Origin of the sequence: Paenibacillus marchantiae (genome assembly GCF_028771845.1) — a bacterium.
Lineage (GTDB): Bacteria > Bacillota > Bacilli > Paenibacillales > Paenibacillaceae > Paenibacillus > Paenibacillus marchantiae.
Genome location: NZ_CP118270.1, coordinates 2,448,837 through 2,460,873 on the forward strand (window position 1 = coordinate 2,448,837; position 12,037 = coordinate 2,460,873).

Below are 12,037 nucleotides of genomic sequence, written 5' to 3' on the forward strand. Positions count from 1 at the left end.
CATTTGGTTCGATGAGCTATCCAGAAATAGCTGAATCATTACCGGCTTCACGAGCATGGGTGTAAAGATCAGCATATACCCCTTCAGCATCAATCAACTTCTGATGTGAGCCTTCTTCGACAATTTCACCATTCTCCATAACGAGAATCCGATCTGCATGCATGACCGTAGAGAGACGATGCGCAATAACAATTGTTGTTCTTCCCTGAGAGACGGATTCCAGCGCCTGTTGTACCAATTGTTCGGTATGCGAATCCAGATTCGCGGTTGCTTCATCCAGGATAAGCACTCGGGGCTGAAAGACCACGATTCGGGCAAACGATATCAGTTGACGTTCTCCGGCGGACAGACCGCTTCCGCGTTCGGAAAGACGTGTATCATACCCTTGCGGCAAACGTGAAATCATGGCATGTGCTCCGACGAATCGGCAGGCCTGAATAGCCTGCTCTCTAGTAATATCCTCGCGGAACATTCGTACATTGTCAATGATGGAGCCCGAGAAAAGGAATGGTTCCTGCTGGATCAGACCAACGATCCGATGAAGATTGGCCTGCGGGAAATGGCGAATGTCTATGCCATCAATTTCAATGCTGCCCTGATTCACATCGTAAAAGCGATTGAGCAGGGAGATCAACGTACTTTTGCCAGCTCCTGTAGTGCCTACAATGCCCACCATTTCACCTGGATAGAGATGCAGATTCATATGCTGAATCAGGGGATGATCTGCCCGATAACCGAACGAAACATCATTAAAATCAATCTGTCCCATCACGTTCCGTGGTTCAAGTGTGGAGGCAGTCCCGGGTTTGGGGTCAGCGACTTCCGGACGGGTACTCAGAATGTTCCAGATCCGATCCATGGATACGGTGGTCGACTGGAATGTGTTCCACTGCATGGTGATCTGGTTAATCGGCTGGAAGAACTGACGGATGTAACTGATAAACGCATAGAGCACACCCACCTGCAATGATTCACCCAGCACGGCACGTCCTCCAAGCCAGACCATCATAACGAGCGCCGCATTGCCAAGGATATCAAACGTCCGGTTGAATATGACATTCGAACGGGCTTGTGTGATATTGGCCTTCAGGTGAAGTTGGTTCTGTTCCGTGAATCTTTTCTTCTGCTCTTCTTCCTGATGGAACGCCTGGATCAAAAACATGCCGGACAGGTTCTCTGCCGTGAATGCAATCAAACGGGAGAGACGAGTTCGGGCATTCTGATAAGCCCCGCGCAGTTGGCTCCGAAATAATACAGCAACGATGGCGATCACAGGCAGCACGATGAGAGAGTACCCTGCGAGTACCGGATCGAGCTGGAACATAAAGACGATAATCAGCACCAGCATCATGCCATCCCGGATGAGACTTAGCAGTACTTGAGTGAAGAAACTGCTGATCGTTTCCGTATCACTGGATACATTCGTCACCAGACTGCCGATATGGAAGCGATCGAAGAAAGACATCGACATTTTGGAGATATGCTTGAACAGGTCCTTACGAATGCGAGAGACGATGTTCTGACCGACATGTTGCAGCAGGTTGTTTTGTACATAGGTAAAAATAAAGCTGATTACAGCCAGCCCCAAAAAGATAGCTGCCAACTGGACAAGAAAGCCTACACTAGTCTGACCAATTGCCAGATGATCATCGATCGCGATCTTCACCAGATAAGGCTGAAGCAGATCGGCGGAAATACCCAGCAGCGAACAGAAAAAGATACCTGCAAAGGCCCATTTATGGGGGTGGGCGTAGGACATCATCGCTTTGAAGGAAGTCCGCTTATTCTGGTCTGCGCCTGCGTCGGAACCGGACCCATGGCCTGACGGTTGTGCTTGGGCTCCCGCATCTGAACGAACTTCAGCGTTACGGTCAGTCATGATGTAATCCCTCCTCCTGCAAACGATAGGTTGCAGCATATAACCCTTTTGCGGCCATCAGCCCTGCATGCGTTCCCTGTTCAGCGATTCGACCTTCATCCAGAACGATAATTTCGTCGGCATGACGGACTGCACTGATCCGGTGGGAGATAATCAGCGTTGTTTTGCCTTTACCGATCTCACGCAGGCTGCGCAGAATGCCACTTTCGGTGATGGCATCCACAGCACTCATACTGTCATCTAGAATGAGCACCTGCGCTTTTTTGATCAACCCCCTCGCCAGACTGGTGCGCTGACGCTGACCGCCAGACAACGTGAGTCCACGTTCGCCCAGCAGGGTATCGAACCGATCAGGGAACCGGATAATGTTCTCGTATATCATCGCTTGTCGTGCGCTGTGCTCTACGGTGTCCAGCGGAACCTCGCGGTCACTAAAAGCGATGTTGTCCCGAATGGTTGTACTGAACAGGAATCCATCCTGCGGTACATAGGCAATACGGGATCGCAGACTTTCCAGCGACAGCTGCCGAATGTCGGTGCCGTTAATGCGGATTGTGCCTTCAGGCGGCTCATATGTACGCAGTAATAGCTTCACAAAGGTACTTTTACCAGAACCTGTTTTACCCACAATACCCACGGTTCGTCCTGCCTGGATATTCAGACTGATATTTTTGAGCGCAGCGGATGAACTGCCGGGATAGGAGAAAGACAGATTCTCAATCGTAATGTCGTTCACGGCTTGGAGACTTGTCGCATTGGGAAGCTCGCGCACGTCAGGCACTTCCGTCAACAGATCATTTACCCGCTCCAGTGATGCTCCAGAACGCTGCATAGTATTGATCACATTACCGATTTGTTGAAGCGGTCCCATGATGATCCGCAAATATAACGTCAATGCGACAAAACTTCCGAGTGTAATGGAATTCTGCATCGTCAAAATTCCGCCGACAAGCAGGGAGACTACCAATGAAATGGCACCCAGCAGCGGTAGCAAGGCCTGAAATAGAGAGGACAGACGAACAAGCCGCAGCTGTTTACTTTTGATTGCATCTACTGTGAACCCAAATCGTTCACGGGCGCTGTCTTCAATGGCAAATGTTTTGGTTACACGAATACCACCGAGCTGTTCCTCTGCGGATTCCGTCATCGTTGCAAGAGCATCCTGCACATCACGAGAGCGCTTGCGAATTCGCGGACCGAAAAAAACGACCAGAAAGGGAATGGCCAGCAAAGGCACAATACTGATCAGAATAAGTTTCATCGGAATCCCGCTGAGCAGCATCATCACGATGCAGGATAATAATAGAAATGTTGCATTGGTCATCATGGTGACGCCGTTGGAGATGGCTTCACGTACAGAGGTAACATCATTCATGACGTAACTGAGCAGTTTCCCATTTCCCTGTTTGGAAAAATAGTACTCGCTAAGTTCGGAAAACTTGCCGAAAATGCGCTCGCGTGTCATGAATTCGAAGCGGCGTCCAAGCTTCATGATCATGAATTGTCCGGTACCGAATAACAGATTATAAGCGATGGCTATAGCCAAAAGCGAAAGACTGTACCGGATGACCGTATTCATCTGAAGTGTGTTCTGCATGAGTTGATCCGTGAAACTGCCCAGAATTCGGGGTAAGGACGCCTGACCCACATTGGAGGCAATAATCAGTAGTACAGCGAACAGATATACGGGCCAGTTGGCAATGACATAGCCTCGTAGTAATCCTTTCTTGGACATAAGATTTGTTCTCCTTTGTTCAGGGTGAAAGTCGGTTTGGAATCGGAGTCAAGAAAAGGGCCGACACCTGATAATAGCGCGTCGTGCCCTCTTACTTTATGCGATCCGGTTTGCAGTTTATCCGTTATTCGCTAGAATTCTCTATTCTTATTTTTGCGCTAAACGGTAAGGATGTCAACGAAGCAAGCAAGCATAATGGAAAGAAAGCAGATCGGCGCCCGTAGGGGAAGGGATATATGCAGTATTTCCATCATTTATTCACCAGATGTCGATTTTACTGAAACATTTCAGGGGGGGCTGCCGTCTGTAGGATTGAAGAGGTCAAAAATTGGGTTTACTAAATATGGAGGTGCCAAGAAATGAAACATAAAAAAGGATTGGCTGCAACGCTTGCGCTCTGCGTGTCTTTGACGGCAGGAGGTGCATCGGTACTTGCATTTTCGGATGTAAAAGATGAAGGACAAAAAACGATTGTGGACTCGTTACATTCCAAGGGTGTTGTTAATGGAGTAACGGCGGATCTATTTCGTCCGGATCTTGCATTGTCCGAGCCACAGGGTGTTCAACTGATTGTGAACGCTTTTGGTCTGAAAAATGAATACGCTGCCGCTTCGGCACAAAATAAAATTAGTCCAACGACTTGGTACGCCGATGCGGTTCAGGCTGCAACACAGAATGGTTTGTCCATTCCGGTGGAGTTGAATCCACAGGCCAAAATGACGCGTGAGCAGTTTGCCATTTTGCTCCTTGAAGGGATTAACACAACTGGAGAATATCCGGTGATCATGCTGTATAATGATATTAAGGACGAAAATAAAATCGGTAAGGACGCCAAATCTGCGGTCCAGAACCTGCTGAACATGGACATCATTGAACTGGATAAGGACGGAAACTTCCGTCCAGATCAGTCGCTTACCCGTATGGAGGCTGCAAGCATGATCTTCAATGCACTTGAATTTGTAGATAAGCACGGCAATGGCGGATCGACAGAACCGACTCCAACGAATCCAGGCGAAGGCCAACAGGGGATTGTGCCTACCGTGACATCAACCAAAGTGGATGACAAGACGGTAAAAGTCAAACTGACCGCGCAAATGCCTCATCCTGGTTATGGGTTGAAGATTGAAGATGTGAAACTGGAGAAGGATGGACGTGCCATCGTGCTGTATACGATTATCCAACCTGACCCGGACATGATGTATCCGATGGTTATTACCGATGTAACCGCAGAGACAGACATACCAACAGGATACACTGCAGAAGCACAGCCTTCTGGAAAATAATCAAGCCTTGCCAGCGTGCTTCGATCTCAGATCGAAGCACGTTTTTTTTGATTTTTTTGAAACCGACGATCGATATGAAAAAGCTTGCGTAGGGAGAGCGGCTGTCTTTCAGTCCGAATCTTGATTAGTCCGACTGAAAAGTATTGATTCTATTTATATATGTTACATTTTGTAACTCGTAAGTAATTCAAAAAGTGAAATTAAGGTAATTAATGTTATGTTAAATAACATTAAGATTGTCGTTTATAAGATGTAAATCAATATCTATTGAGGTGATGAAGCCGCTTCGTGTTAACGGAGCGGCTTTTTTTCTGGCCTGATCCGGAAATTATCATTCATTCAATATCTCCATGTCATGTGCAAATTCAACATATATGACTGGATATACCCAGTGTTTATCTGCGTTTATGTGCCTTGTAGCCAAGGGTGAAAACGACATATTTACGGAGACGGGAAGAAACTCATAGAATAAAGCCAAGCCATAAGGGAGCTTGATGCAGGTGGTAAATATATGATAGAAAATATTACATTTATATGGTTGAATTAAATCTATCCTTATTACTTTTCCTAAGCAGCAAGAGAGAAAAGGTGCGCCTCACCCATTACAAGAGCAGACCGAAAGACATTAGAAGGTCAAATACATGAGGAGGAGGTCGAAACGCAGTAGCAATGAAGAGGAACTTCTATTACATTCAAGATGGTAATGCGCTATGGATACTAAGATCTTGCGACCTGTATGACCGATGTGAATCCAGAATGCGACCTACACATGGAATGGCTCTTTCCTAAACATATGTGGGTTTTGACTTTAAGGTCTGTTTCTCAACTTTCATTCAGATCGGACATCTCTCAAGTTCATGCGAAGCTACTCCAAACGACAACTTCAAGAGGGAAATGGGTCAAATTCCACATGTTTTATGTCTCCAAAATGACAATGACAAGCTGGAACCAAAAGCGTAAACCCCTGTTTTAACAGTACTTTCCGTGTTTTTAAGAGTGAAGATCGAAATAGCATATTTACGAATTCGGAAATGATCCATAAACTCAGTATGTAAGCGTTACCAATTCGCGAGGGAAACAAGGGCCTCGCATGATAGAAATGTGGTCCGGGACTCATTCCTTACATTTGAACAGGAGTGTTTCGCTCTTCTTACAAAACGGACGGATTTTCATTTAGAAAAGGAGGAAACAACTGATGCAGCCAGAAGGGAAGTCCGCCTTGTCGCAAAACCTATCGGTGTACACGATTCCGAACCGCAAGAAAAATAAATTATGGAGAAGGATGATTCGAAACTGGGAGTTGTATCTGTTTATCGCGCCAGCATTTCTATACTTTCTGATTTTTCATTACGGGCCGATGTACGGCATACAAATCGCATTCAAAAACTTTATCCCGACGCTTGGTGTTACAGGAAGCCCGTGGGTTGGTTTCGATCATTTTATCCGCTTCTTTAATTCGTATTATTTCTGGGATTTGTTATGGAATACCCTCAGTATCAGCTTGTATGAGCTGGCTATAGGTTTTCCACTGCCGATCATTCTGGCGTTAGCCTTCAATGAAGTAAAGGACTCCTTCTTCAAACGTACCGTACAGACGGTCACGTATGCACCACATTTTATTTCGGTCGTAGTCATGTCGGGTATGATCATTACCTTCTTGTCACCTTCGTCAGGCATGATTGTCAATTTGGTGGAGGCTCTTGGATTTCAGGCCCCTCAATTTCTGACGGACCCTGCGTGGTTCAAGACGGTGTACGTACTCTCAGGTGTCTGGCAGAGTGCAGGCTGGGGTACCATTATATACCTCGCAGCTCTCTCGGGTGTGGACCCTCAACTGCATGAAGCTGCCGTGGTGGATGGTGCGAGTCGGTTTAAGCGGATTCTGCATATTAACATTCCAGCGATCATCCCTACGATCACCATTTTGTTAATTCTGAATATGGGCAGTATTTTGGGCGTCGGATTCGAGAAAATTTTACTGCTGCAAAATCCGTTGAACATGGGTTCGTCCGATGTCATCTCGACATTTGTCTATCGGTCCGGTCTGGTCGATGCACAGTACAGTTTCTCCACAGCTGTAGGATTGTTCAACTCGGTAGTTAATGCGATTCTGCTGATTACGGTGAACCAAATTGCACGTCGCACCAGTGAAAACAGTTTGTGGTAAAAGGAGGGGAAAACACATGTCAACCGCGGTTAAGGAAAGCAGAAGCGATAAAGTGTTCTTATGGTGCAACTACATCTATCTGACGATAGCGCTCGTCATTGTGCTTTACCCGCTGTTATACATCATTAGCGCCTCAATCAGCGATCCCAAATTTGTAAGCTCCGGTGAGATGTGGCTGCTACCCAAAGGAATTACGTTTGAAGGGTATGCTCGCGTATTTGAGAACACCAACATCTGGATTGGGTACAAAAATACGATCATCTATACCGTCGTAGGTACACTCGTCAACCTGATGGTCACTCTTCCGGCAGCCTACGCGCTCAGTCGCTCTGATTTTGTGGGACGCGGATTCTTCATGGCGATGTTTATGGTAACGATGTTTTTCAGCGGAGGGCTTGTCCCGAGCTACCTGCTGATTAAGGATCTTGGTATGGTGAACAGCATGTGGGCTCTTATTCTGCCAGGAGCTGCATCTATCTGGAATATTATCGTATGCCGTACGTTTTTCCAATCGACCATTCCCAAGGAGCTGCAGGAGGCGGCCCATATCGACGGGTGTACCAACACCCGGTTGTTCATCCGAATTGTGCTTCCGCTCTCCATGCCGATCATTGCCGTGATGGCGCTCTTCTACGGAGTCGGACACTGGAACAGCTATTTCAGTGCCATGATCTATTTAAATGATTCCTCGAAGTATCCGCTGCAGCTCTTTCTTCGCCAAATCCTGGTACTTCAGGAGATGGCAGCACAGGGCGGTGGAGCTATCGATACCTCTTCAGCAACGGCGATGAATTCCAAAGCGGAAATTGCTGCGTTGGTCAAATATGCCGTCATTATTGTTTCAACCTTACCTGTGATTGCGATTTATCCATTCCTTCAGCGTTACTTTGTACAGGGTGTTATGATCGGTTCCGTCAAGGGATGATCTTAAACCATAATCCACACTAAAAAAAGGGGAGTTGTCGTCATGAAAAAGCTTCGCAAGGCTTCATCCATTGTACTCTGCCTTACCCTATCCGCAGCATTGCTTGCAGCTTGTGGTTCCAATGAAGATGGAGGTTCTGCGACTTCAAATGTCGAAGGGGTCAAAAAAGAAGGATTCCCGATTGTGGACAAACCACTTACGTTAAAGGTCATGTCCCAGGATGCGGGCGTTGCCGACTGGAACACGATGCCAGTCCTGCAAGAGATGGAGAAATTGTCAGGCATCAAGCTGGAGTACCAGCTTTCGCCGATCGACAGCTTTGAAACAAAGAAGAACCTGGTATTCGCAAGCGGCGATTTACCGGATATGTTCTATGCTGCGGATCTCAAGCCAGCTGAGCAGGTTACTTATGGAACTCAAGGCATTCTGATCCCACTGGAAAAATACATTGATGAGGGCTACGCCCCCAATATTAAGAAGATTCTCGACGAAAACCCGGATGTTCGCAAATCATTTACAACGCCTGACGGACATATGTATGCACTGCCATTTATTGATACGGCTGCCGTATGGTACAGAGGCCCGATGTGGTATAACGGGGAATTCCTAAAAGCACTTAATGTAGAGGAACCTAAGACTACGGAAGAATTATATACGTACCTGAAGCGTGTTAAGGAAGAAGACCCTAACGGCAACGGACAACAAGATGAAATTCCGCTTACTTCTGTAAAACTGGATGATCTCCGTATGTACTTCTTCGGATTCTGGGGAATGTACAACGAAGGAATCTATGCGGATAAGGACGGAAAAGTTCACTATCCTTACCAAGAAGAAGGCTACAAAGGTTATCTGACGTTCATGAACCGCTTGTGGAAAGAAGATTTGCTGGATCATGAGACCTTCTCCCAAACCGGCGATCAGAAAAAAGCAAAAGGCGAAAGCAACAAGCTTGCGCTGTTCAATGACTACCATCCATACTTCACACTCGGCGGCGAGCCTAGCACAAAACATCCGCTGATGACACCGGTGAAGAGTGAGATCGCAGACTCACCTGTATACGGTAAACACCCAGGCATATCGGCACGTGGTACCTTTGCTATTACTAGCAGCAACCCGTCCCCTGAGGCAACTATGCGTTGGATCGATTATATGTACAGCTATGATGGGGCGACCCTGTTCAATCAAGGTCCTGAAGGTCTGCTGTGGAAATTCAAAGACAAGGAAAATCTCGTAAAAGAGTGGCTGCCTGTTCCTGGCGGCGGGGATCGTGAGGAATATCGCGGTAAAATCACGCCGAACTATGGCATTTTGACACCGGGTATTAATGATCCGGATATAGCGAAAGGTCTTCGCACCGAATTTGATGAATGGCTTGACCAGCAGAATCAAGAGAAGTTGGTGCCTATCGGAAAATCACCATTCCCTAACGTTTATTTAACAAATGAAGAGCAAAGCGAAGCGACCGCTTTATTATCTGATCTGGATACGTACGTCAAGCAGATGGAAGCGAAGTTCGTAACAGGCCAAGAGCCGCTTGAGAACTGGGATAAGTATATTGCGCAGATCAAAAAAATGGGCAGCGACCGTATCGTTGAACTGTATCAAGGGGCCTACGATCGCTGGAACACAGGCCAATAAGAACAAGGACTCCAGAAAGAGGTGTGAACAAGGATGCAGAAATGGTTTGAAGAGGCCAAGCTGGGAATATTCATCCACTATGGCATCTATGCTGTGGACGGGGTTTCGGAATCGTGGTCCTTCTATAATGGAAGGATCTCTTACGAAGAGTACATGAAGCAGCTGGACGGCTTTACGGCATCGAAGTTTAATGCGGAGAAGTGGGCAGACTTGATTGAGAAATCCGGAGCCCGATACGCCGTGCTGACAACGAAGCATCATGATGGTGTTGCTCTGTGGGATACGCAGTATAGTGACCTCAATGTCGTTAAGCAGACACCAGCGAATCGGGATCTCGTGAGGGAATATGCGGAAGCAATTCGGGAGAAAGGCATACATCTAGGGATGTACTTTTCGCTGATTGATTGGTCGCACCCGGATTATCCTAGCGTGTTTGAAGGTGGAAAGGTACCAGAGGATCTCAGCAATGTCAATCGGCATTCAAGTCCTGTAGATGGTGTTCAGGATCAGGAGAAATGGGAGAAATTCCTTGAGTTCAATAACCAACAGCTGCAAGAGATCATGACGAATTACGGAAAGGTGGATCTGCTGTGGTTCGATGGGGACTGGGAGCGAAGCGCCGAGCAGTGGAATCTGCCGGAGTTCAAGCATTACCTGCAATCTTTTAACCCGGATGTCATCATCAACTCCCGCCTTCAAGGATATGGGGATTATAAAACGCCAGAGCAAGGTATTCCGATTACAAGACCAGAGGGACCATGGGAGTTCTGCACCACGATCAACACATCATGGGGCTATGTGCCAACAGACCATAAATACAAATCGTTAAATCAGATCATTCGGATGTTCTGTGATTGTATTTCAATGGGGGGCAATATGCTGCTGGATATCGGTCCGCGCGAGGATGGCACCATTGATAAGAGGCAGGAGGATATTCTGCTTGGGCTGGGAGAATGGATCCGAACCCATGAAGAGGCCGTCTTCGGAACGGGTGAAGGTATTATGCCTCGCTATTATATGGGGGGAAGCACCGTATCCGAGGACAGAAAGACATTGTACCTGTTTGTTTATGACGATCCAAAAGAGAATGTATGCATCAAGGGATTATGCAATAAGATCAAGAAGATTACTGTGCTGCATTCGGGCAAAGAACTTAACCATGAGATTCATGGGGGCGTGCCTTGGTTCAATATCCCGGGGACAACGTGGATCAAAATGACTCCGGAGGATACACATGAGCAGGTGACGGTTCTTAAGCTCGAATTCGACGAGGAACTGGAAATGTACGGCGGTTCAGGGGCAGTTGTTACTCATAACTAACATTACGGGAGGGCATGCACCTATAGATGCATGCCTTCCCTCATGAAGCGGAGAGAGAGCGATATGAACCAAAGTGGAGTACCTGAGCCGAAGATTGAGTATGCTCCCAAACATTATATATGCAAGCGTGCGCAGGAACCGCTGATGCTGGACGGCTGCGTAGATAAGGCGTTCTGGGGTGCGGCCGATTGGACGGAGGATTTCGTTGATATCGAAGGGGATCTTCGTCCGAAACCCGGAAAACAGACTCGGGTAAAAATGCTGTGGGATGACGACTATTTCTACTTTGCTGCCGAACTTATTGAAGATCAGATATGGGCTACGTTGACCGAGCGGGATTCTGTTATTTTCTATGACAATGATTTTGAGATTTTTATCGATCCCGACGGGGATACCCATCAATATTATGAGTTCGAGATCAATGCGCTGAATACAGTATGGGACCTGTTATTGGTGAAGCCATATCGGGATGGTGGACCTCCGGTCAACGGTTGGGATATCAGCGGTCTTAAGACAGCCGTACATATCGATGGGGAGCTGAACACACCTGGCGCCGATAACCGAAAATGGAGCGTCGAGGTCGCGATTCCCTGGACCAGCCTAAAGGAATGTGCCGAAGGTAACCGTCCGCCAGCACCGGGTGAGTTCTGGCGTGTCAACTTCTCACGGGTGGAATGGCAGACTGAGGTGCAGGATGGTGAGTACCGCAAAGTGCTGAATCCGGATACAGGCAAACCTTATCCGGAGGACAACTGGGTCTGGTCGCCCATGGGTATTATCAACATGCATTATCCGGAGCTATGGGGATATGTCGTATTTTCGGATGACGGAACGCATCAGCCCTTTGAGCTGCCAGAAGATGAACGAATTAAATGGGAGCTTCGCAGACTCTATTACCGTGAACGCAATTATTTTGAAGCCCATGGTGAATTTACACAAGATGTGAAGTTACTTATGGGTGAGGAATCGTTGATTTGCCAGCCTGTAATTGAAACGACCCGTAGCCTATTCCAGATTAGTACGCCTTCCTCGGATGGCACTACCTTAATCTGTATTCGGGAAGACGGAAAGCTGTGGAAGGAGTGAGCTA

Annotated in this window: 8 protein-coding genes; 6 read left to right on the plus strand and 2 right to left on the minus strand. The window is 47.2% G+C overall.

Annotation, left to right across the window (positions count from 1 at the left end):
* Positions 1-16: 16 nt before the first annotated feature.
* The gene (locus PTQ21_RS11050) at positions 17-1,879 is read right to left on the minus strand and encodes an ABC transporter ATP-binding protein (protein WP_420800360.1); all 1,863 of its coding nucleotides are present in this window, start codon (positions 1,877-1,879) and stop codon (positions 17-19) included.
* On the minus strand, positions 1,872-3,614 hold the full coding sequence (locus PTQ21_RS11055) for an ABC transporter ATP-binding protein (protein WP_274569879.1): 1,743 nt from the start codon (positions 3,612-3,614) through the stop codon (positions 1,872-1,874). The genes PTQ21_RS11050 and PTQ21_RS11055 overlap by 8 nt, the downstream gene beginning before the upstream one ends.
* 359 nt (positions 3,615-3,973) lie before the next feature.
* Here PTQ21_RS11055 and PTQ21_RS11060 point away from each other — a divergent pair, with 359 nt between their 5' ends.
* From PTQ21_RS11060 to PTQ21_RS11085, 6 genes are all read left to right on the plus strand, one after another.
* Complete coding sequence (locus PTQ21_RS11060; RefSeq protein ID WP_063564589.1) at positions 3,974-4,897, plus strand: S-layer homology domain-containing protein; 924 nt, start codon at positions 3,974-3,976, stop codon at positions 4,895-4,897.
* A 1,195-nt stretch (positions 4,898-6,092) separates the two neighbouring features.
* Complete coding sequence (locus tag PTQ21_RS11065) at positions 6,093-7,064, plus strand: ABC transporter permease (protein WP_063564588.1); 972 nt, start codon at positions 6,093-6,095, stop codon at positions 7,062-7,064.
* A 16-nt stretch (positions 7,065-7,080) separates the two neighbouring features.
* On the plus strand, positions 7,081-7,989 hold the full coding sequence (locus tag PTQ21_RS11070; RefSeq protein WP_063564587.1) for a carbohydrate ABC transporter permease: 909 nt from the start codon (positions 7,081-7,083) through the stop codon (positions 7,987-7,989).
* Positions 7,990-8,031: 42 nt separating this feature from the next.
* On the plus strand, positions 8,032-9,627 hold the full coding sequence (locus PTQ21_RS11075; protein WP_064640230.1) for an extracellular solute-binding protein: 1,596 nt from the start codon (positions 8,032-8,034) through the stop codon (positions 9,625-9,627).
* A 33-nt stretch (positions 9,628-9,660) separates the two neighbouring features.
* Positions 9,661-10,947 (plus strand): alpha-L-fucosidase, encoded by a 1,287-nt coding sequence (locus PTQ21_RS11080; protein WP_274569881.1) that lies wholly within the window; start codon positions 9,661-9,663, stop codon positions 10,945-10,947.
* Between the two features lie 63 nt (positions 10,948-11,010).
* Positions 11,011-12,033: a carbohydrate-binding family 9-like protein gene (locus PTQ21_RS11085; protein WP_072735207.1), complete on the plus strand. Its 1,023-nt coding sequence runs from the start codon at positions 11,011-11,013 to the stop codon at positions 12,031-12,033.
* Positions 12,034-12,037: the final 4 nt, after the last annotated feature.

Bases quoted from the DNA above. Each gene is read 5' to 3' on its own strand.
- PTQ21_RS11050 (WP_420800360.1), bottom strand. From the start codon at position 1,879: ATGACTGACCGTAACGCTGAAGTTCGTTCAGATGCGGGAGCCCAAGCA.
- PTQ21_RS11055 (WP_274569879.1), bottom strand. From the start codon at position 3,614: ATGTCCAAGAAAGGATTACTACGAGGCTATGTCATTGCCAACTGGCCC.
- PTQ21_RS11060 (WP_063564589.1), top strand. From the start codon at position 3,974: ATGAAACATAAAAAAGGATTGGCTGCAACGCTTGCGCTCTGCGTGTCT.
- PTQ21_RS11065 (WP_063564588.1), top strand. From the start codon at position 6,093: ATGCAGCCAGAAGGGAAGTCCGCCTTGTCGCAAAACCTATCGGTGTAC.
- PTQ21_RS11070 (WP_063564587.1), top strand. From the start codon at position 7,081: ATGTCAACCGCGGTTAAGGAAAGCAGAAGCGATAAAGTGTTCTTATGG.
- PTQ21_RS11075 (WP_064640230.1), top strand. From the start codon at position 8,032: ATGAAAAAGCTTCGCAAGGCTTCATCCATTGTACTCTGCCTTACCCTA.
- PTQ21_RS11080 (WP_274569881.1), top strand. From the start codon at position 9,661: ATGCAGAAATGGTTTGAAGAGGCCAAGCTGGGAATATTCATCCACTAT.
- PTQ21_RS11085 (WP_072735207.1), top strand. From the start codon at position 11,011: ATGAACCAAAGTGGAGTACCTGAGCCGAAGATTGAGTATGCTCCCAAA.